The organism is Lutibacter holmesii (assembly GCF_042679665.1).
GTDB classification, from domain to species: Bacteria; Bacteroidota; Bacteroidia; order Flavobacteriales; family Flavobacteriaceae; genus Lutibacter; species Lutibacter holmesii.
In genome coordinates, this window is sequence record NZ_JBHTMV010000002.1 from 59,440 (window position 1) to 82,198 (window position 22,759).

The following is a 22,759-nucleotide window of genomic DNA, read 5'->3' on the forward strand; positions in this document are numbered from 1 at the left end:
TATTAAAAAGTTCGTAACTTTATGAAACTTTTTAATATAAACCGCAAATATTATGAAAATATACGATGACAAACACATTAAAAATGTTGCTTTTGTAGGTGCAAATAAAAGTGGTAAAACCACGCTTGCAGAAACAATGCTCTTTGAAGCTGGATTAGTCAAACGCCGTGGTAGTGTTGAAAACAAAAATACTGTTTCAGACTATCACGAAATTGAACAAGAAAGAGAAACTTCCATTTTTGCCACTCCTCTTCATACCGAATGGCGCAATTACAAAATTAACATTATTGACACTCCTGGCTTAGATGATTTTATTGGTGAAATAGCCTCAACTATGCGTGTTGCAGATTCTATTGTAACAGTTGTAAACGCACAACACGGTGTTGAAGTTGGAACTGAAATTATTTGGAATTATGTTGATCGTTTTTCAAAACCAACGTTATTTGTAATTAACCAAATAGACAATCCGAATGCCGATTTTGATGAAAGCTTTAAAAGTATTGTAGATTTAGTTGGAAACAACGCTATAAAAATTCAATATCCTTTAGTTATTGATGGTGCACAATGTATTATTGATGTACTTAAAATGAAATTATACAAATTTGGTCCAGAAGGTGGAAAACCTGAAAAATTAGAAATTCCTGCAGACCAGCTAGACTTGGCCAATAAATTACACAATGAATTAGTTGAAAAAGCGGCTGAAAATGATGAGGATTTAATGGAACTTTATTTTGATAAAGGTGAATTAAATGAAGATGAAATGCGTGAAGGAATTAAAAAAGGAATGTTAAATCATGAATTATTCCCTGTTTTTTGTATTTCTGCTTTGAATGATATGGGAAGTGGGCGTTTAATGGGATTCATAGACAACGTTGCACCTTCAGCTGCTGATTTAAAACCAGAACAAAGTGTTGAAGGAGCTTCTATTGAATGTAAAGTAGATGCGCCAACTTCATTATTCATATTTAAAACGTTATACGAACCAAACTTAGGTCAAATTAGTTTCTTTAAAGTAAAATCAGGTGAAGTAAAACAAAATGACAAATTAGAAAACTCAAGAAACGAAGAAATTGAAATTTTAAATCAGTTGTATATCATGGACGGTAAAAACCGTGAACCTGTTGAAAAATTAAGTGCAGGTGATATTGGAGCTACTTTAAAATTAAAATACACCGAAACAAATGATACTTTAAGGACCAAAGATTCTAATATAACTATAAAACCAATTCAATATCCTGATCCAAGAATACGTAAATGCGTTAATGCGGTTGATAAAAACGATGAAGAAAAATTAAACGAAGCATTGAAAAGAATCCACAGCCAAGATCCTACGGTAACTATTCAATATTCAACAGAATTAAAACAACAAATTTTATCTTGTCAAGGAGAGCTACACTTAGCAACTATTAATTGGATGCTTCAAAAAATATACGGCATAAAAGCCGAATTTGAACAACCAAGAATTGCTTATAGAGAAACTATTCAAAGATCAGCAACAACAAGTTACAAACATAAAAAACAATCTGGAGGATCTGGTCAATTTGGTGAAGTTCACTTAAAAATTGAACCTTGGTTTGAAGGAATGCCAGAGCCTGAAGGATTTAATATTAGAGGTAAAGAAGAAATTGATTTAGAATGGGGTGGAAAATTGGTGTTTTACAACTGTATAGTAGGAGGTGTAATTGATACACGCTATTTACCTTCGGTTTTAAAAGGCTGCCTAGAAGTAATGGAAGAAGGACCTTTAACTGGTTCGTACGCAAGAGATATTAGAGTTATGGTATTTGATGGTAAAATGCACTCCGTAGATTCCAATGATATTTCATTTAAAATTGCAGCAGCACACGCTTTTAAAGCTGCTTTTTTACAAGCAAAACCTAAATTATTAGAACCTATAAATGAACTTACAGTAAAAGTACCTGAAGAATTAATGGGAAATGTAATGACTGATTTACAATCTAGAAGATCAATTATTTTAGGAATGGACAGTGATGGAAGATATCAAACAATAAAAGCTAAAACACCTTTGGCTGAAATGTATAGATATTCAACAACATTACGCTCTATAACACAAGGTCGCGGTAGCTTTAGCACCAAATTTTCTAATTTTGAATTGGTACCAAATAACGTGCAAGATGAATTGATAAAAAAAGAAAAATAACCAAACATTTTTAAATTAAAGACTCGCCTTTTTCAAATGAAATTAGCGAGTCTTTTTTAGGTAAAATAATTAACATTTATTATTAATTCAATTTAATTTTATAATGCATATTGCTTTAGCTGGTTCTATAGTTGACGCAATTCTTATAAAGATATAAATGTTAATACAAGCAATTTAATAATAATTATCTACATAATAAAATAATTCCGCTAATTTTTAACACTTTAATTAGTTTTTACGCATTATTTAACACGTTTCAATACTTAATTTACAATAGCTCTATTTTATTAAATATATGCTATCATCCTTCAGAATTAATTATATTTGCATCTTAAAATTAGTATTTATGAAATTATTACTTTTAACACTGGCACTTTTAGGAATTGGAGTTGCTGGAATCGCAATTAAAATTTGGGCAAAAAAAAATGGAAAGTTTGCTGGAACTTGCGCTAGTCAGAACCCTCACTTAAATAAAGATGGTGAACCTTGTGGGTTTTGCGGAAAAACTGCAGATGAATGTGAAAATAGATAATTTATGCTTGAATATATTTTTATTGCTTTTATAGCAATTCTGGGTATTCAATTTATTTACTATATATTTATTTTTGGAGCTTTTTCATTTGCTTCTAAAGCACCAAAACAAGCTACATTCAACATACCTGTTTCGGTTATTATTTGCGCAAAAAACGAAGCACAAAATTTAACTACAAACATTCCTCTATTTATCAATCAAAATTATAGCAATTTTGAATTGGTTTTAATTAATGATGGTTCAAATGACCACTCTTTAGAGGTTATGGAACAATTTCAACAAACGCACCCAGAACAAATAAAAATTGTGAATGTTGCACCTAATGAACAATTTTGGGGAAGTAAAAAATATGCGTTAACACTAGGTATAAAAGCTGCCACAAACGAACATTTGCTATTCACTGATGCTGACTGTAAACCAGTTTCTAATAATTGGATTACAGAAATGACGCAGCATTTTAGCGAAGACAAAGAGTTAATTTTAGGCTATGGTGGTTATAAAAAAATACGAAATTCATTTTTAAATAAAATTATTCGTTTTGAAACGCTTATCACTGCAATTCAATATTTTTCGTTTGCTAAAATAGGAATGCCATATATGGGCGTAGGACGAAATTTAGCGTATACAAAAAACCTTTTTTTTACAAACAAAGGTTTTGTAAATCATATTAAAATAAAATCTGGTGATGATGATTTATTTGTAAATCAAGTAGCAAATAAAAAAAATACCACTTTTTGTTTTTCAAATAACAGTAGTACAATTTCAAACCCTAAAACAACATTTAAAAGCTGGATTCAACAAAAAAGAAGACACATTTCAACAGCATCACATTATAAAAAAACACATAAATTACTACTGGGATTATTTTACACTTCTCAGTTATTATTTTGGGTTTTGGGTATTTTGCTGCTTTCTTTTTTATACAAATGGCAATTTGTTGTTGCACTCATTATTTTCAGAAGTTGTTTTCATTATATTTCTATTGGTTTTGCTGCAAAAAAATTAAATGAAAAAGATGTAATTCTGTTTTTACCTTTTTATGAATTATTTCTAATATTCGTACAATTGTTTATCTTTATAAAAAATATCAGATCAAAACCCTCACATTGGTAAAAAAAAATAGCGATATTTCTAATTTAATTGAAAAAGCACGTTTAAAAGATCAAAAAGCTTTTAATGCGCTCTTGAATACGTATTGGAGTGATGTTTTTCGATTTCAGCTTTCAAAAACAGAAAATGAAGATGAAGCTGAAGACATTACAATTAAAACTTTCTCAAAAGCATTTGATAGAATTAAATTGTATAACGAGCAATACAATTTTAAGACTTGGTTAATTTCAATTTCAAAAAATATTTTTATTGACCACGTACGGAAACAGCGTACTCACACCATTTCAATAAACAAAAAAGAATCTGAAGCCTATAAAATTTTTGATGAAACTCCAAGCGCTGAAGATCAGCTAATAATTGAACAAAATTTAGAGCAACTACTCAATTATATCAAACAGTTAAAACCTAACTATCAGGAAGTTATCAACCTTCGTTATTTTAGGGAAATGAGTTATAAAGAAATGGCTGATCACTTAAATGAACCAATGAGCAATATAAAAGTTAAATTATTGAGGGCAAAAAAATTACTTGCTGCAATTATTGAAAAATCTTAATTGTTGTTTAAACACTAAATATTTACAGTGTAATTTCTACCAGAATATTACTAAAATAAAAAAACTCTCTCAAAAATTGGTTTAGTTTAAAAATACAAGCTATTTTTATTTTATTAATTGTCTATTGCTATACAAGAAATCAAAAAATTTAATAATATGCCAAAAATAAAGCAGGTTTATTCTACTTTAAGAACTCATTATTACCTGTTGCTACTTACCTTTATTTTAATTTCGTTTTCAAATGTATATTCTCAGAAAAAAATTTCAGTAAAATATGTAGCATCTAATGAGTTTGTAATTGATGGTGTTTTAGATGAAGCTATGTGGGATACTGCTATTGTTTCAAGTGAATTTACTGAATACTTTCCAACAGACTCAAAACTTGTAGAATACCAAACTGAGATTAGAATGCTTTATAATGATGCCTTTTTATATATAGGTATTAAAGCACATTCACCAGGTATGGATTATCAAACACCATCGTATGAGAGAGATTTTAGTATTAGTGGAGCTGATGTTATAAATCTTATGTTCGATACTTTTAGCGATCGTACCAATGCCTTTTTATTTGGAATTAATCCTTATAGAGTGCAACGTGAAGGATTAATATCTAACGGTGGAACTTCTGGTAATCTTGATTTAAGCTGGGATACAAAATGGCTAGGAGAATCTACTATTGATGAATTTTTTACAACATCAGAGATTAGAATTCCCATGTCTGCATTTAAATATAAAGAAGGTGTAACACAATGGAAATTTAATGCAATGCGGTCAAATACGCAATCAAATACTAAAAGTTCTTGGGCTCCAGTACCGCTTAGTCAAAATCAACTAAACCTTGGTTATTTTGGAACTATGACTTTTGAAAAACCATTAGTAAAATCAAAAAGCCCTATTTCAATAATACCATACATAACTCCCTCTTACTCTAAAGATTACCTAAATGATGAAAGGTCATTTGATTTTAAAACTGGATTTGATGTTAAAATACCAATAAAAAGTAGCTATATGCTAGATTTAACTTTGAACCCTGATTTTTCAAGTGAAGATGTTGTTGCAGGACAAAATAATGTAACTCGCTTCGAAATTAAACAAGATGAAACTAGACAGTTTTTTATAGATAATGGAGATTTATTTAATGAATTTGGTCTTCCAGATGATGCGCTTGCTTTTTATTCACGTAGAGTTGGTGTTGGTTCAAATACTGATGGAAACGATATTAGTGTTCCAATTTCAGCAGGAATTAAATTTACTGGTAAAGTAAATAAAGGACTAAGAATTGGAGTGTTAGACGTACAAACTAGTGGTGACAAGGATGAATTTATACCAAAAAACAACAACCTTGTATTGGCTGCTCAGCAAAAAATATTTTCGAAGTCAAATATTAGTTTCTTTTTTATAAACAGAGAAGTTACCAATCCAAACGATAAATATTCAGGAACAAGATATAATCGTGTAGCAGGAACCGATTTAAAATTTTTCTCAAAAAATAATAGTTTCGACGCTCAAGTTTTTTTTCACAAATCATTTACTGAAAATATTGAAAGTAACTCTATTTCAACAGGAACCTATTTAAATCTTGAAAAACGAAAATACACTTTAAGATTCACTGGACAGTATATAGATAATGGATTTCAATCTGACTTAGGTTATATTCGACGAAAAGACATTGTGAGAGCAAATCCTTTCTTTGAATATAATATATATCCAAAAACCAATGCATTAAATACCATAATTTTAAAAATTAGTAATAACTTATTTTGGATGCCTTCTGATGATATGCGATTTGTAGGTTCAGATTTATTACTGGCAAGTACATTTAATTTTACAAGTGGTGCCTCAGTTGCATTAACCGGAGCAGAACGTTATGAATACCTTGATGAACCATTTAACCCTGGAAGTGGTGATGGAGAACCGTTACCAATTGGTGGTTACAATTATCGTGATCTAAAAGTAGATTTTAACACAAACAAACGTAATGCGTTTTGGCTAGAAGGAAATATAAAATATGGTTCTTTTTATACAGGTACTAAATCTACTACAGATATTACTTTTCAATACCGTGTACAGCCAATTTTCTTTGTTTCATTAAATGTACAATATGATGATATAAACCTTCCAGAACCTTATTCATCTAACAATTTATGGTACATTGGGCCTACGTTAAATTTTACATTTACTAAAACCCTTTTTTGGAATACAGACATACAGTATAGTACGCAAACAGATAGCTTTTTTGTTGTTTCAAGAGTACAATGGAGGTATGCTCCACTTTCAGATATTTACTTAACATATAGTGGTGTAAATACAACAAACCCACATATATTAGTTGAAAGAGGACTATTTTTAAAAGCCACATATTGGTTAGATATCAAACGTAAAAAAAATGGCACTTTTTTTTAAACCCAACTATTCACTAAATTAATTAACTAGTTAAAGTACTTCCGTTTTATATATTTGTAAGCAAACGGTTTTAATAATCGAATCTTATTTATAAAATTCTTTGTATTTTTGCAGTCAATTTTCATAAAAAATGTCAGAAACTACTACAACTACAGATAAAACTAAAAAACCTAAATGGCTACGTGTTAAACTTCCAGTAGGTAAAAAATATACAGAACTTAGAGGTGTTGTTGAAAAATACAAACTAAACACTATTTGCACAAGTGGAAGCTGCCCAAATATGGGTGAATGCTGGACTGAAGGAACTGCAACTTTTATGATTTTAGGAAATATTTGCACCCGTTCTTGCGGATTTTGTGGTGTAAAAACCGGAAGGCCTGAAAATGTAGACTGGGAAGAACCTGAAAAAGTGGCACGCTCTATAAAATTAATGAAAATTAAACACGCCGTTATTACATCTGTTGATAGAGACGATATAAAAGATGGAGGTTCAATTATTTGGGCAGAAACAATTAATGCCATTAGAAGAGCAAACCCCGAAACTACATTAGAAACTTTAATCCCAGATTTTCAAGGAAACACTGCAAACATTGACAGAATTTTAGCTGTAGCTCCTGAAGTTATTTCACACAATTTAGAAACAGTTAGACGCTTAACTCGTGAGGTGCGTATACAAGCAAAATACGATAGAAGTTTAGAAGTTTTAAAATATATGAAAGATCAAGGTCAACGTAGAACCAAATCTGGTATTATGCTTGGCTTAGGAGAAACAGAAGAGGAAGTTATTGAAACTATGCAAGATTTAGCAAATGCCAAAGTTGATATTTTAACTATAGGACAATATTTACAACCAAGTAAAAAACATTTACCAGTTCAAGCATTTATAACTCCTGAACAATTTGATAAATACAAGCAAATTGGACTTAAAATGGGATTCAGACATGTAGAAAGTAGTGCTTTAGTACGCTCTTCTTACAAAGCTCAAAAACATTTAGAATAAGTTTAAAAATCTGTATTTAACTTATTATTAACTTTTTAAACTCAATATTACTATAACTAGTACGTTAAAAGTATAAAACAGAGAAGTTGTTAGCTTTGTTTTTATTTTAAAAATGTTGAGTTAATTGATTAAAAAAAAGCGCCTTGTTAGCGCTTTTTTTTAGTTTATAACATTTCTTCAAAAAAACTCTAATTACGGTTTAACTTTTAATTAACAACTACTTAAAAATGAATGGCATAGCTATTGCTATTTTAAATACGAAACAAAGAAGTTGTTAGCTTTGTTTTCATTTTAAAAATGTTTGAGTTAATTGATTAAAAAAAGCGCCTTGTTAGCGCTTTTTTTAGTTTATAACATTTCCTTATAACGAACACTAAGTTTAGTTTAACTTATAATTAACATCTCTATAAATATGAACTCGATATAAACTGCGTTATAAAATAGAACAAAGGAGTCCTTAACTTTGTTTATAATAAAAAGGTTGATTGGTTGATTAAAAAAGCGTCTGAAAGGACGCTTTTTTTTGAATATTTTACATCTATTTTAAGAGTAAATTTTCTTTAACTTATAATTAACAATACATAAAATATGAAAGGCATACCATTTGCGTTATACTTTAAAAGAACAAAGAAGTCGTTAGCTTTGTTTTACAATAAATGTTTGATTAATTGATAAAAAAAGCGTCTTTGTAGGCGCTTTTTTTATTTTAAAACAGTTATAATTTATTGTACAATCTCTCCGTTTTCTAATAATAAACTATACACATAACCAGCACCAAAATCTTTATCTAAAACTACTGTACCACTAAAGGTAACAGTAGCTCCCAGTTTTACAAGTTGTGATGTTGTAATGGTTAAATCACTATTATTTTCAAAACTAGTACCATCTACAATATGAATCCAGTTTTTCCCTAATATATTCTTATTTACTTTTACCACTTTACCCCTAACAACTATTTCTTTTTCTTTGAAATTAGTTGGATTTGAATACAAATTTGAGATTGAAATTCCATTTTCTGGAATTTCAATATGAATTGCTTCTGTTTCAATATGTTTATGTCCAGTAGAATTTGTTGGCTGATGAAGATTAGAATTTATAGTTTCAACTTCCGAAGAACTAACTCCTTCAACAAAAGTGATAAAATCAAATGTTTTACCCAATTGTTTACTTTCAAAATTTTTCATTTCCATTCCTCCGGAATAAAAATACGTTGCTCCCTTTTCTATTTTGGTAGTTGGAATTGCCATCCAATATTCTTTAGCATCTTCATTTACTTGCAAGTACATATAAGTTCCAACATTAATAATGTCATTTACCACAATTTTATGAACTGAAGTTTTATTGCCAACCGGCTCTAAATTGTCAACTTTTGAATAAGTTGCCTTATCCTTACAACTAAATAATGTACTTATACAAAACACAACAATTACTAAATTTATTCTACTTTTCATTATATCTTAAATTTTACAATAAATACACCCAACGACATTAAACAATCACCAATTAATTTCTTTTAAACCTTTTTCAACCAAACAAGTATTCGTTTTACTAAAATGCTTGTTTCCAAACCAATACCCTCTATTAGCACTTAATGGTGAAGGATGCCCACAAGTTAAAATAGTATGTTTTGATGTATCTATTTTTGCACCTTTCTTTTTGGCGTAACCTCCCCAAAGTAAAAAAACAACATTCTTTTTTTGTGCTGAAATAGTTGCAATTACCGCATCCGTAAATTGCTCCCAACCTTTCTTTTGGTGTGAGCCTGCTTCGTGCGCTCGAACAGTTAATGTTGCATTTAACAAAAGTACACCTTGCTTTGCCCAACGCTCTAAATTCCCATTTTTTGGAAAAGGAATATTTAAATCGGCATCAATTTCTTTAAAAATATTTATTAACGAAGGTGGATTTGCAACTCCTTCATTCACCGAAAAACACAAACCATGTGCTTGTCCGTCACCGTGATATGGATCTTGACCAATTATAACAACTTTTACATCGTTAAACTTACATAAATTAAACGCTTCAAAAATTTGATTAGCTTCAGGAAAACACTTATAACTGCTATATTCTTTGTTCACAAATTGTGTAAGCTCCTCAAAATAAGGTTTTTCAAACTCTGTTTGTAACTGTTTTTTCCAACTAGCATCAATTTTAATATTCATCGCTTGTTTTCGTCTTAAATTTATACTTTTGTCTATCTTTCAAAAGTAGTATTTTTTATGAGTCGTATTTCAGAAAAGACATTAAATGATTTAGAATTTTTTACCATCTTACAATCGGTAAGTGAATTTTGTATTTCCGATTTAGGTAAAGAAGCCGTTTTACAAATACGGCCATTTTCTAATAAAGAATTACTGTTACCTGAATTATATCAAGTTAATGAATACTTATCATCATTTGTAAATGAAAACAGAATACCAAATCATTATTTTGATGATCTTCAAAAAGAAATTCATTTATTAAATATAGAAAACAGCTACTTAGAGCCTGCTTCATTCTTAAAAATTTTAAACAACACAAATACAGTTTTTGAGTTGTTAAAGTTCTTTAAGAAATTTAAAGAAATTTACCCTACGCTCTTCGCAACATCTAATGAAGTAGAATATATTAAGGCAATTACTGAAAATATAGAAAAAATAATTACACCTTTTGGTGAAGTTAATGAAAATGCATCTTCATTATTAAAACAAATTAGAAACGAAATAAATAACATTAGATCTAAAATTGGTGCAAGTTTTACAAGAGCTTTAAACCAATATAATAGCGCTGGTTATTTAGATGATATAAGAGAATCTGTAATTGACAATCAACGTGTTTTAGCTGTTTTAGCTATGCATAGAAGAAAAGTAAAAGGAAGTTTAGTTGGAAGCTCTAAAACAGGAAGTATTGTTTATATTGCTCCTGAAGCAACACTTCAATACAGCAGAGAGTTACAAAACTTATCTTATGAAGAACATCAAGAAATTATTAGAATTTTAAAAGAGTTAACCAATTCTTTACGTGAATTTACACCAAATATTGTTGCTTTTCAAAGCTATTTAACCACTTTAGATGTAATTGGTTCAAAAGCAAATTATGCTCATAAAATTAAGGCTTGTTTGCCAAAAATAACTTCAGAAAAAAAGATATTTTTACGTGATGCTTATCACCCAATTTTATTATTAAAAAACAACGAACAAGGGCTAAAAACAATTCCGCAAACACTTGAATTAAACAAAAAACAACAAATAATTGTTATTTCGGGACCAAATGCTGGTGGAAAAAGTATTACGCTAAAAACAATTGGTTTATTGCAAACAATGCTACAAAGTGGTTTGTTAATTCCTGTTCATGAACGTTCTGAAACTTATTTTTTCGAAAAAATACTTACAGATATTGGAGACAATCAATCTATTGAAAACCAATTAAGTACATACAGCTACCGATTGAAAAATATGCGTAAATTTTTACGCAACTGCAATAAAAACACCTTGTTTTTAATTGATGAATTTGGTACAGGAAGTGATCCTGAATTAGGAGGTGCTTTGGCTGAAATATTTTTAGAAGAATTTTATTACAAAAAAGCCTTTGGAATTATAACTACACACTATTCAAATTTAAAAGTTTTAGCCAGTGAATTGGATAATGTTGTAAATGCCAATATGCATTTTGACGAAAAAACATTAGAACCATTATTTAAGTTATTTATTGGACAAGCAGGTAGCTCTTTTACATTTGAAGTTGCTCAAAAAAACGGAATTCCGTTTAGCTTAATAAACAAAGCAAAAAAGAGAGTTGAAAGTGAAAAAGTTAGATTAGACAAAACTATTTCAAAACTTCAAAAAGAACGAAATAAATTACAACACACTTCTGAAACTTTAGAAAAAGAAAAATCTAAAGCCGTTGAAAAAACCGATAATTTAACTGAAAAACAACAAAAAATTCAAGAGAAGCTAGAAGGTTTTCAAGAATTGTATGACAAGAACCAAAAAATGCTGTTTTACGGTAGAAAATTTAATGAATTGGTAAATAAATATTTCCAAACCAATAACAAAAAAGAATTTACTACCGAGCTAAATAAATGGGTTACTATTGAAAAAACAAAACATTTAAAAAATAAACCTCCAAAACCAAAAACCAAAGCTCAAAAAAAGAAAGTAAAAATTGAGAAAAAAAAGGTTGAAGAAAAGCTAAAAACCATTGAAAAAGAAGTGGTTGTTGCCGTTGAAAAAGTGAGAGAGGTAAAAGAAATAGAAGCAAAAAAAGTAGCCAAACAAAAAGCTGACTACGTTTTTAAAGTAAATGATAAGGTAAAAATAGTTGGTAGCAATTCTACTGGAGTTCTTGAAAAAATTGAAAAGAAAAACGCTTTTATCAATTACGGTGTATTTACTACCAAAACTACCTTAGCCAAATTAGAATTGGTACAAGCTGCTAAAAAATAATTAGTCGTTTTGATAACGCTCCATTTCACGGTCGTAAAACTCACTTGCTTGTTCAATTAGCACGGCTACTTGAGTTTCTAACTCTTGTTGATCTTCACCTTGAAAATCTTCCCACCACTCTATTTCATCATCAACTAAATTGATTAAAAATCGAGGGAATTCAGTATGAATTACAAAAATATCATCCTGACAATCTGTATTATCTCCAAGTAAAAATTTAGGTAGTTCCATTATTCTTATGTATTAATTTATTGGTTAAATAGTTAAATCTAAAAAACAGCATAACTGCTGAACTTGTTAAGGCGGTTAATAAACCAATCCAAATGCCTAAAGATTCCATTTTTAAAATGGTTCCTAAATAATAGCAAACAGGAAATCCAATAACCCAGTACGCCATAAAAGTTAACAATGACGGTATATTTACATCTTGTAAGCCTCGTAATCCTCCTAAAACAACAGCTTGTATTCCATCAGACAATTGAAAAAGCGCTGCAACAATTAACAAACTTGAAGCTATTTGAATTACTTCTAAGTTATCTGTAAACGCCAAAGGTAAAATATCTTTTAATAGTAAAAAACCTACAGAGAACATAGACATCATAAAAAACACTAAAATAAAATTTGAAAAGGCAATTCTTCTTAATTCTACATAGTTTTTTAATCCTTTTTGATTTCCAACTCTTACCGTTGCTGCCACACCAATTCCTACCGCAATCATAAACGTTGTAGAAGCTAATTTTAAAGCAATTTGATTTGCTGCTTGTGAAAAAGCACCATACGTTCCTGCTAATAAAACAGAAGCCGCAAATAAACCAACTTCAAACAACATTTGTAATGCTGTTGGAAACCCTAAGTTTACTATTTTTTTTAGCACTTCTTTTTTTATTTCATTAAATTTTAATCTTATTAAATAAGGTTTAAATTTTTCTTTATTAGCTAAAACAATGTATATAAAAAATACCATTGCAACTCTTGAAATTAAGGTTCCAATAGCTGCACCAACCAATTCTAATCTTGGAAAAATCCACAAACCATAAATTAAAGCAAAATTTAAAACAACATTAATAATGTTTGCTACAATGGTGGCATACATTGCGTATTTAGTTTGAGATAAACCATCTGTAAATTGTTTAAAGCCTTGAAATATCATTAAAGGTATCATTGAAAAAGCAATAATTTCATAATACGGAATAGCCAAAACAACCACTTCTTCTGGTTGATTTAAATGATATAAAATAGGCTTCAAAAAAAACAAAAACACAAACATTACAACACCCATTATTGTTGTTAATAACAATCCGTGTTGAAAAATTAATCGTCCTTTATTTTCATCACCTTCACTATCAGATTCAGCCAATAAAGGAGTTATAGCAAATGAAAAACCAATACCAATAGAAAGTGCAATAAAAACAATACTATTACCTAATGATGTAGCCGCCAATTCTACAGGTCCTAAACGCCCCACCATAATATCATCAATTAAACCTACCAATAAATGCCCTAAAGAGCCTATCATTACAGGTGTAGCTAATTTTAAGTTATTTTTAAACTCTGATGTGTATTTTTCTAAATTCAATGTATGCACAATTTTGCTGCGAATATACAAGATTTTAATCACCTACATTTTATATTTAACTTTACCATAAATAAAATCTATTTCGGGATAAAATATTAAAATTAACATCTTTCAAAAAAACTGTTTTTATATGTACTTTTGTAACACAAAAAAATTAATAATCATTTAAAAAAAATATAAGAATGGCTGTATTAGTAGGAAAAAAAGCACCAAAATTTAATGCGCAAGCAGTAGTAAACGGAATGGAGTTTGTTGAAAACTACTCATTAGAACAATTTGAAGGAAACAAATATGTTGTATTATTCTTTTACCCAAAAGATTTTACTTTTGTTTGCCCAACTGAATTATTTGCTTTTCAAGATAAATTAGCAGAATTCGAAAAAAGAAATGTACAAGTTGTAGCTGTATCAACAGATACTGAACAATCTCACTGGGGATGGTTACAAATGGCAAAAAATGCTGGAGGAATTCAAGGTGTAACTTACCCGTTAGTTGCTGATACTAATAAAACAATTTCTAAAAACTACGATGTTTTAGCTGGAGATTACTTTTATGATGACAACGACCAATTACAAGCTAGCGGAGAATTAATTGCTTACCGTGGGTTATTTTTAATTGACAAAGACGGAATTGTGCGTCACCAAGTTGTGAACGATTTACCATTAGGTAGAAATGTTGATGAAGCTTTAAGAATGGTTGATGCATTACAATTTAACGAAGAGCACGGTGAAGCTTGTCCTGCAAACTGGACTTCAGAAAAAGAAGGATTAACAACAACTCACGAAGGTGTTGCTGATTATTTATCAAAAAATTAAATGACTACTAATTACTAACTAAAATTAAATTGCTAAAAAACTCTCGATTTTTTCGGGAGTTTTTACTTTTTAAACTAAATTTGATTATCTAATAAATAAAAATAATATTATGGCAAAAATAACATTGAAAGGAAACCCTTTTAAAACAGTTGGAAAATTACCTAAAGTTGGAAAAAAAGCACCTAAATTTTCTTTAATTGGTGCAGATTTATCAAAATCTAAATTAAAAGATTTTGCAGGTTCAAAAGTTGTATTAAACGTATTTCCAAGTTTAGATACAGATACTTGTGCAGCATCAGTACGTAAATTTAACGAAGAAGCAGGAAAATTAGAAAATACAAAAGTATTATGTATTTCAAGAGATTTACCATTTGCACAAGCTCGTTTTTGTGGTGCCGAAGGATTGGAAAATGTAATTACATTATCTGATTTTGCTAAAGGTAAATTTGGAAAAGCATACGGTTTAACTATTGAAAATGGACCATTAGCAAATTTACACTCAAGAGCAATTATAATTATTGACGAAAAAGGAGATGTAATTTACACTGAACAAGTTCCTGAAATTGTTGACGAACCTAACTATGAAGCTGCATTAAAAGCACTTTAATATATGAATACAGAACGTAATTTTATTTTAAACAGACTAAAGGCTTTTACTTATGCCGCCAAAGGATTCTGGATTTTAATTACTTCTGAAAAAAGTATTATAGCCCAAACAATTATTGGTGTTTTTATGACCATAATTGGGTTTATAATGAATATTTCTGCTACCGAATGGATGTTTCAAATTTTTGCAATTGGCTTAATTTTGGTAGCAGAATCTTTAAATACAGGGATTGAAAAATTGGCCGATTTTGTGCATCCCGAATTTCATAAAGAAATAGGTCGAATCAAAGATATTTCTGCAGGCGCAGCTTTTTTTGCTGCAATTTTTGCCGTAATTATTGGTTTAATAATTTACATCCCTAAATTTATTTTGTAAATTAACCACAATCACTTTAATTTTATATTTTTGTGACATAATTACTTTCATGGCGAAACAAAAAAAGAAAACTACAAAAACACCAAGAAAACCAAGGTTTCAAAAAATTAAATTATTTTTTGAAAATAGACAAACTCAAACTATTTTGGGCTTGTTTATCATGCTCTTTGCTATATTTTTATTGGTTTCTTTTATTTCATACTTATTTAATTGGCAAGATGACCAAAGTCAACTACAAGAATTCACCAATAAAAAAGTAACCGTTAAAAATTTATTAGGAAAAATAGGCGCAAGCATTAGTGAGCTTTTTATTTATGATGGTTTTGGCGTAATTTCACTTTACATTCCAATATTAGTTTTCTTTTCAGGCCTTCTTATTTTTATGAAAGGTAGCTTAGTTAAAATTAGAAAATCTTGGGGATGGGGAATTCTTGGAATCCTTTGGTTTTCAATTTTATTTGGATTTTTATCGCATAAAAACACATTATTAGCAGGTGTTGTAGGCTACGAATTAAACAATTATTTATTGCAATTTTTAGGTAAAACAGGATTGTTCTTGTCGCTCCTATTTTTATTTATATCATATTTAGTTATTCGCTTTAAATTAACACCAGAGCGTGTAAAAGAAAGTTTTCCTAAAAAAGAAAAAGTAACTTCAGAAACTAGTACTACTATTGTTGAAGACACTATTTCTACAAAACCAGAAAAACCTTCACCAATTATTGAAGAAACAAAAAAGGAAGAACTTGAACTATCTTTAGAACCTGTTATTTCTGCAACTAAAGAAAATGTGGCAACGCAAACAGTTACATTAGATAGTACTATTGAAACTACTTCAAAAAATAAAATAGACAATTCAACAAGTGAAGATGTTTCAATTGAAGTTGAACAAAGTGTTGAAGAAAATCACGTAGTTGAGAATTTATCAGATCAATTAGTTAAAGATTTTGGCGAGTTTGACCCTACTTTAGAATTAGGAAATTATAAATTCCCAGCGTTAAACTTACTGAAAGAGTACAACGAAACAATTTCTGTTAACCAAGAAGAACTAGAAGCCAATAAAAATAGAATTGTTGAAACCTTAAACAATTACAAAATTGGAATTGCTAAAATTAAAGCAACCGTTGGACCAACAGTAACCTTATATGAAATTGTTCCTGATGCTGGAGTTCGTATTTCAAAAATTAAAAACTTAGAAGACGATATTGCGCTTTCTCTATCGGCTTTAGGAATTAGAATTATTGCTCCTATTCCTGGAAAAGGAACTATTGGTATTGAAGTGCCAAATAAAAAACCAACCATGGTTTCTATGAAATCGGTTATTTCTTCAACAAAATTCCAAAACTCAGAAATGGAATTACCAATTGCTTTAGGTAAAACTATTTCAAATGAAACATTTGTTGTTGACTTGGCTAAAATGCCACACTTATTAATGGCAGGTGCTACAGGACAAGGAAAATCTGTAGGTTTAAATGCTGTGCTAACTTCATTGTTATACAAAAAACATCCGGCTGAAGTAAAATTTGTATTGGTTGATCCTAAAAAAGTGGAGCTAACCTTATTCAACCATATAGAACGACATTTTTTAGCAAAATTACCTGACACAGAAGACGCAATAATTACAGATACAACCAAGGTAATACACACATTAAATTCAATGTGTATTGAAATGGATGCACGTTACGATTTATTAAAAACAGCAATGGTTCGAAATATTAAAGAATACAATGCTAAATTTAAATCTCGTAAATTAAATCCAAACGACGGACATAAATTTTTACCATACATTGTTTTAGTAATTGATGAATTTGCCGATTTAATTATGACTGCAGGTAAAGAAGTTGAAACACCAATTGCACGTTTGGCACAACTTGCAAGAGCAATTGGTATTCATTTAATTGTTGCAACTCAGCGTCCATCAGTAAATGTAATTACAGGTATTATAAAAGCCAATTTCCCTGCAAGAGCAGCGTTTAGAGTTACTTCTAAAATAGATTCTAGAACAATTTTAGACACTTCAGGTGCAGATCAATTAATAGGAAAAGGAGATTTATTGTTTACAAACGGTAACGATGTTACACGTTTACAATGTGCATTTGTTGACACTCCAGAAGTAGAAAAAATTACAGATTTTATTGGAACACAAAGAGCCTATCCTGAAGCTTATTTACTACCTGAGTACACTGGAGAAGAAGTTGGCACAAGTCTTGATATTAACATAAGTGAGCGCGATGCATTATTTAGAGATGCAGCACTATTAATTGTACACGCACAACAAGGTTCTGCCTCTTTATTACAACGAAAGTTAAAATTAGGATACAACAGAGCTGGACGATTGATTGACCAATTAGAAGCTGCAGGAATTGTAGGTCCATTTGAAGGTAGTAAAGCACGTCAGGTTTTAGTTCCAGATGAATTAGCTTTAAATCAATTATTAGACGGAGAAAAAGATTTATTATAGTAAAAGAATTTTATTAAAAATGAAAAATATCATAACAGTATTAAGTATTGCATTATTAAGTTTTCCAATATTCGGTCAAAATTCAGCTGAAGCAAAAAAATTACTTGATGAAGTTGCTGCTAAAGTTGAATCATATGAAAATATGCAACTTGAGTTTATTCACAAACTAGATAATGATGACGCCGATGTACATCAAGAAACAAGAGGAAATGTAACTTTAGAAGGTGATTTGTACCATTTAAATTACATGGGAACTGAACAACTTTTTGATGGTTCAAAAACATATTTAATTATTCATGAAGATGAAGAAGTTATTATTCAAGATCCTTCAAACTCTGATGGTGAATCTTTAACACCATCAAAAATGTTTTCATTTTACAAAAGTGGTTTTGTATATGAAATGGATGAATTAAAAACTATAAAAGGTATAAAAATTCAATATGTAAAATTAACACCATTAGAAAGTGACTCTGAAATTGTTAAAATTTTGGTAGGAATTGATGTGAAAACTAAACATATTTTCAACATTATTGAAACTGGTGAAAATAGCACTGTAACAACCTTAGAAGTGAGAACCTTCAAAACCAACCAACCTATTTCAGAAAAACTATTCAAGTTTGATTTAGAAAAATTTAAAAATCAAAAGAATTACACCATCTCTGAACCAAACTAATAGCGTTGAAAATATTTGATAAATATATTTTAAAAAGCTTTTTACAACCTTTTTTAGCTACATTTTTTGTAGTTCTTTTTGTGTTGGTAATGCAAGCACTTTGGCTGGCTTTTGATGAAATTGCAGGAAAAGGAATTGATCTAATTTTTATTCTGAAATTTTTATGGTATTTAGCATTAATGCTAACTCCTACAGCTTTGCCAATTGGTATTTTATTATCATCAATTATGGCGCTTGGTAACTTGTCTGAAAACTATGAAATGGCTGCAATAAAATCTGCCGGAATTTCATTGAATAGAGTTATAAGACCATTAGTTATACTAACAATTTTATTGAGTGGTTTAAATTTCATTTTCTTAAACAATATTTATCCTTGGGCTACTTTAAAGCAAAAGAATTTATATTTAAATATGAAAAAGAAAAAACCAGCTCTTGCGTTGGTTCCTGGAACTTTTAACACAGACATACCAGGATTTAGCATAAAATTTGAAGAAAAATATGGCGAAGAAGAGAATTTACTTAAAAATGTTCAAATAGCTGATTTAAGTGGCGGACGTGGTAAATTAAAAGTTATTACAGCGAAAAAAGGAATTATTTCAAGTGAAGAAGGTAGTAAGTATATGACACTAACTTTGGAAGATGGAAATTATTACGAAGAACATGTAAAAAAAATAAACAAGAAAAAAGATCGCCAAAAAATGCCTGCTTCGCATGCAACTTTTGAAAAATATACGATCAACATAGATATTTCATCGTTTAATGATGACGACAATTTAAAAGATGAAAAATTAAAACATCATCACGGAATGTTAAGTGTAGTTCAACTTGATTCTATTTCAAAAATAAGAAAAATTGAATACGATGAATTCCTTGATAACAAAGCTAAAACGCTTTATTTAAGCATTCAGGCAAAAAAACTGTACAAATATCCAGATTCAACAATTAACAAAGAACTATCACCAGAAATATTGGATAACTTCGATCTTAAAAATAAAAATATTGTTTTAAGTGATGCCATTCAAGGTTTAAAAAGAATTACAGATAGAAATGCCAATAACTTAAAACGTTATAAAGATCAACGCAAAATGCTCAACTTATACGATTTTGAATTTTTCTATCGTATATCCTTTGCCTTAGCTTGTTTAGTACTGTTTTTTATTGGAGCACCTTTAGGCGCAATTATAAGAAAAGGAGGATTTGGATTGCCAATGATTTTGGCTATTATGATATTTGTTCTATACTTTTTTATATCACAATTTGGAAAAAACTTAGCTGAAGAAAGTGCAATTTCTGCCTTATTAGGAAGCTGGATTTCAACAATCATATTATTACCTTTTGGAATATTACTTACCAGAAGAGCAACTAAAGGAATGGGCATTTTTAATATTGATGCTATTTTTGATAATTTCAAGAAATTCTTCAGAAAATTTAAAAAACCAACAAAAATTTAACTCATGAATTCACCAAAAAAAACGACCAACTTAAATAGCATAGAAGAAGCTATTGAAGATATAAAAAACGGAAAAATTGTTATTGTTGTTGATGACGAAAACAGAGAAAATGAAGGTGATTTTGTAGCTGCTGCCGATATGGTAACTCCTGAAATGATTAATTTTATGGCTACCAAAGGTAGAGGTTTAATTTGCGCTCCTATTACTGAAAGTAGATGTGAAGAATTAGATTTAAATTTAATGGTTGGTTTAAATACCGATCCGTTAGGTACGGCTTTTACAGTATCAATAGATTTTCACGGAAAAGGTGTTACCACAGGAATTTCTGCAAGTGATAGAGCCATTACCGTAAAATCATTAACAGATAAATCTACCAAACCACACGACTTAAGTAGACCAGGACATATTTTTCCTTTAAAAGCAAGAGAAGGTGGTGTTTTAAGAAGAACCGGACATACTGAAGCTAGTATTGATTTAGCACGTTTGGCAGGCTTAAGCCCTGCAGGTGTTATTGTTGAAATTATGAATGAAGATGGAACAATGGCACGTCTTCCTCAACTATTAGAAATTGCAAAACAATTTGATTTAAAAATTGTATCAATTGAAGATTTAGTTGAATATAGAATGCTACATGATTCATTAATTGAATTAACTGAAGACTTTGAAATTAACACACGTTTTGGAGAATTTAGATTAAGAGCTTACAAACAAACTACTAACAATCAAGTACATTTAGTACTAACAAAAGGTACGTGGAGCGCTAATGAAGAAGTGTTGGTAAAAGTAAACTCTACTTTAGTGAACAATGATATTTTAGGTACACTAACAAAAAATCCTGACGATAAATTAAATGGTGTTTTTAATGCACTTAACAAAGAAGGAAAAGGAGCCATTGTTTTTATAAATCAAGAAAATCAATCTTTTAATTTATTAAGTCGCTTAGAAATTTTAAAAGAAAGTCAAGCTCAAAATAAACCATATCTTCCTAGTTTAAAAATGGATGAGAAAGATTTTGGAATTGGTGCTCAAATTTTGCACGAAATAGGAATTTCAAAATTACGCGTTTTATCAAATGCCACAAAATATAGAAAACGTGTTGGAATGACTGGTTACGGTCTTGAAATTATTGAATACGTAAATTATTAAAATTGTTGAGAATGAAAAATATAATAGGGTGTTACTTTAGTATCTTTTTCATTCTTTTCAGTTGTAATTCAACACAAAAAAAACCTATTCAAGCAAATGAAACAACAGCCGTTGCTAATTTTGCTTTAAACGGTACTTTAACCAGCTATTTAGCAGATAAAGTTTATTTAAATAAAATAGACGAAGATAGCTTCTACCCTATTGATTCTGCAGCAATTACAAACAATAAATTTATATTTGAAGGTGCAGTAGATTTCCCTGAAAGATTTGCGCTAACCTTTGAAAATTATTCAGCAATAATTGTTTTTATTTTAGAAAATACCAATTTTCAAATTGAAATTAATCCACAACTTATTCATGAACCAAGCATAAAAGGTTCTGCCTTAAATGTTCAATTGAATGAGTACAAAACACACTCAAAAAACATATTCAAAAAAATAGATTATTTATTTCCTCAATTTCAAAAAGCAAGATTAGAAAACAATGCAATTAAATTAGATGAAATTGGAAAAAAAATGAAACGTATTGAAGCTGAATTTAGAACTTTTAGTTTTACTTTTATAAAAAATAACCCAAATTCTTACGTGTCAGGAATGATTTTAAGAGACCAATTAAAAGCAACTACTTTAGATACCTTACAAATTATAAATACTTATAAATCACTTTCATCTAAAGTGAAAAAAGCTCCAGACGCTCAAATTATTGAACAAACGTTAGTAATTTCTCATTAAAAAACTTAAATCGGTCTCAGGTGGTAATTCTGTAGGAGCCTTTCCTTGTTGAAACAATCTTGCATTTAATGTTCCTTTAAGTTCTAATTTATCTCCTTTCATTTTTAACCAACTACCTTCTCTTAAACCTAAAACAGGGATTTTATTTATTGTATGAAACTCATTAATACGCGTTTCTCTTGTTTCTCCCATATGAGTTGATGAAGGGTCAGGATCTAAATAATGTGGATTTATATTGAAGTTTATAAACCCAAAAGCATTAAAACTTGGAGGGTAAATAATTGGCATATCATTGGTATTTTGAATTGTTAAACCGGTTATATTACTACCTGCACTTGTTCCAAAATAAGGCGTTCCATTTTCAACTACATTTTTTATAGATGCAATTAATTTCATTTCATAAAGCTTTTTCAATAAAAGAAACGTATTTCCTCCACCTGTAAAAATACCTCTAGCATTACTTACGGCTCCAAAATGATTTTTAAATTCGTGAATACCTCTAACTTTAATTCCTATTTTATCAAATCCTTTTTGGGCAATGGCAGTATACTCATCATATGTTATTCCACTAGGTCTAGCATACGGAATAAATAATATTTCATGAATTCCTTTAAAAAATTTAGCCAATTCTGGAATAATATATTCCAAATAATCTTTTCCGTGAACTGTTGAAGTACTTGCAATCAGTAATTTTTTCATAAAATTGAAATTTCATCAAATGTACAGTTTTACATCCTTTA

At 29.6% G+C, this 22,759-nt stretch carries 20 protein-coding genes; 15 read left to right on the forward strand and 5 right to left on the reverse strand.

Going from position 1 to position 22,759, the window contains the following annotated elements; genetic code table 11:
* Positions 1-52 precede the first annotated feature (52 nt).
* The 6 genes from ACFQ5N_RS01425 (at position 53) to lipA (ending at position 7,760) form a co-directional block, all read left to right on the forward strand.
* Positions 53-2,161, forward strand: coding sequence for an elongation factor G (locus ACFQ5N_RS01425; RefSeq protein WP_386807116.1), 2,109 nt, complete (start codon positions 53-55; stop codon positions 2,159-2,161).
* A 346-nt stretch (positions 2,162-2,507) separates the two neighbouring features.
* Positions 2,508-2,693, forward strand: a complete 186-nt coding sequence (locus ACFQ5N_RS01430; RefSeq protein WP_386807117.1) for a membrane or secreted protein — start codon at positions 2,508-2,510, stop codon at positions 2,691-2,693.
* 3 nt (positions 2,694-2,696) lie between these two features.
* Complete coding sequence (locus ACFQ5N_RS01435; protein WP_386807119.1) at positions 2,697-3,806, forward strand: glycosyltransferase; 1,110 nt, start codon at positions 2,697-2,699, stop codon at positions 3,804-3,806.
* The gene (locus ACFQ5N_RS01440; protein ID WP_386807121.1) at positions 3,800-4,357 is read left to right on the forward strand and encodes an RNA polymerase sigma factor; all 558 of its coding nucleotides are present in this window, start codon (positions 3,800-3,802) and stop codon (positions 4,355-4,357) included. The genes ACFQ5N_RS01435 and ACFQ5N_RS01440 overlap by 7 nt, the downstream gene beginning before the upstream one ends.
* A 156-nt stretch (positions 4,358-4,513) precedes the next feature.
* Positions 4,514-6,760: a DUF5916 domain-containing protein gene (locus tag ACFQ5N_RS01445; protein ID WP_386807123.1), complete on the forward strand. Its 2,247-nt coding sequence runs from the start codon at positions 4,514-4,516 to the stop codon at positions 6,758-6,760.
* 130 nt (positions 6,761-6,890) lie between these two features.
* A complete protein-coding gene (gene lipA / locus ACFQ5N_RS01450; protein ID WP_386807125.1) occupies positions 6,891-7,760 on the forward strand; it encodes a lipoyl synthase in 870 nt (289 codons plus the stop codon).
* A 722-nt stretch (positions 7,761-8,482) separates the two neighbouring features.
* Here the strand turns inward: lipA and ACFQ5N_RS01455 are convergent.
* Together ACFQ5N_RS01455 and ACFQ5N_RS01460 are read right to left on the reverse strand one after the other, a co-directional pair.
* Positions 8,483-9,211 carry a hypothetical protein gene (locus ACFQ5N_RS01455; RefSeq protein ID WP_386807126.1) on the reverse strand — a complete coding sequence of 243 codons (729 nt, stop codon included), beginning with the start codon at positions 9,209-9,211 and terminating at the stop codon, positions 8,483-8,485.
* 45 nt (positions 9,212-9,256) lie between these two features.
* Positions 9,257-9,922: a uracil-DNA glycosylase gene (locus ACFQ5N_RS01460; RefSeq protein ID WP_386807127.1), complete on the reverse strand. Its 666-nt coding sequence runs from the start codon at positions 9,920-9,922 to the stop codon at positions 9,257-9,259.
* A gap of 57 nt (positions 9,923-9,979) precedes the next feature.
* Here ACFQ5N_RS01460 and ACFQ5N_RS01465 point away from each other — a divergent pair, with 57 nt between their 5' ends.
* Positions 9,980-12,184 carry an endonuclease MutS2 gene (locus tag ACFQ5N_RS01465; protein WP_386807128.1) on the forward strand — a complete coding sequence of 735 codons (2,205 nt, stop codon included), beginning with the start codon at positions 9,980-9,982 and terminating at the stop codon, positions 12,182-12,184.
* Here ACFQ5N_RS01465 and ACFQ5N_RS01470 read toward each other — a convergent pair whose 3' ends face one another.
* Both ACFQ5N_RS01470 and ACFQ5N_RS01475 read right to left on the reverse strand, forming a co-directional pair.
* Positions 12,185-12,415, reverse strand: coding sequence for a hypothetical protein (locus ACFQ5N_RS01470; RefSeq protein ID WP_386807129.1), 231 nt, complete (start codon positions 12,413-12,415; stop codon positions 12,185-12,187).
* On the reverse strand, positions 12,402-13,760 hold the full coding sequence (locus tag ACFQ5N_RS01475) for an MATE family efflux transporter (RefSeq protein WP_386807130.1): 1,359 nt from the start codon (positions 13,758-13,760) through the stop codon (positions 12,402-12,404). The genes ACFQ5N_RS01470 and ACFQ5N_RS01475 overlap by 14 nt, the downstream gene beginning before the upstream one ends.
* 182 nt (positions 13,761-13,942) lie before the next feature.
* On the opposite strand from ACFQ5N_RS01475, the gene ACFQ5N_RS01480 reads away from it, so the two are divergent.
* The 8 genes from ACFQ5N_RS01480 to ACFQ5N_RS01515 all read left to right on the forward strand — a co-directional run bounded on the left by ACFQ5N_RS01480 (position 13,943) and on the right by ACFQ5N_RS01515 (position 22,019).
* Complete coding sequence (locus tag ACFQ5N_RS01480; RefSeq protein ID WP_386807131.1) at positions 13,943-14,575, forward strand: peroxiredoxin; 633 nt, start codon at positions 13,943-13,945, stop codon at positions 14,573-14,575.
* A gap of 109 nt (positions 14,576-14,684) precedes the next feature.
* On the forward strand, positions 14,685-15,182 hold the full coding sequence (gene tpx / locus ACFQ5N_RS01485; RefSeq protein ID WP_386807132.1) for a thiol peroxidase: 498 nt from the start codon (positions 14,685-14,687) through the stop codon (positions 15,180-15,182).
* A 3-nt stretch (positions 15,183-15,185) separates the two neighbouring features.
* A complete protein-coding gene (locus tag ACFQ5N_RS01490; protein WP_386807134.1) occupies positions 15,186-15,557 on the forward strand; it encodes a diacylglycerol kinase in 372 nt (123 codons plus the stop codon).
* Between the two features lie 49 nt (positions 15,558-15,606).
* The gene (locus ACFQ5N_RS01495; protein ID WP_386807135.1) at positions 15,607-18,018 is read left to right on the forward strand and encodes an FtsK/SpoIIIE family DNA translocase; all 2,412 of its coding nucleotides are present in this window, start codon (positions 15,607-15,609) and stop codon (positions 18,016-18,018) included.
* Between the two features lie 19 nt (positions 18,019-18,037).
* Positions 18,038-18,691: a LolA family protein gene (locus ACFQ5N_RS01500; protein ID WP_386807136.1), complete on the forward strand. Its 654-nt coding sequence runs from the start codon at positions 18,038-18,040 to the stop codon at positions 18,689-18,691.
* Between the two features lie 5 nt (positions 18,692-18,696).
* Positions 18,697-20,142, forward strand: coding sequence for an LptF/LptG family permease (locus ACFQ5N_RS01505; protein WP_386807138.1), 1,446 nt, complete (start codon positions 18,697-18,699; stop codon positions 20,140-20,142).
* A 3-nt stretch (positions 20,143-20,145) separates the two neighbouring features.
* Complete coding sequence (ribB, locus tag ACFQ5N_RS01510; RefSeq protein WP_386807140.1) at positions 20,146-21,288, forward strand: 3,4-dihydroxy-2-butanone-4-phosphate synthase; 1,143 nt, start codon at positions 20,146-20,148, stop codon at positions 21,286-21,288.
* A gap of 11 nt (positions 21,289-21,299) precedes the next feature.
* On the forward strand, positions 21,300-22,019 hold the full coding sequence (locus tag ACFQ5N_RS01515) for a DUF4369 domain-containing protein (protein WP_386807142.1): 720 nt from the start codon (positions 21,300-21,302) through the stop codon (positions 22,017-22,019).
* Here the strand turns inward: ACFQ5N_RS01515 and pepE are convergent.
* Complete coding sequence (gene pepE, locus ACFQ5N_RS01520) at positions 22,002-22,718, reverse strand: dipeptidase PepE (protein WP_386807143.1); 717 nt, start codon at positions 22,716-22,718, stop codon at positions 22,002-22,004. The genes ACFQ5N_RS01515 and pepE overlap by 18 nt on opposite strands.
* Positions 22,719-22,759 lie beyond the last annotated feature (41 nt).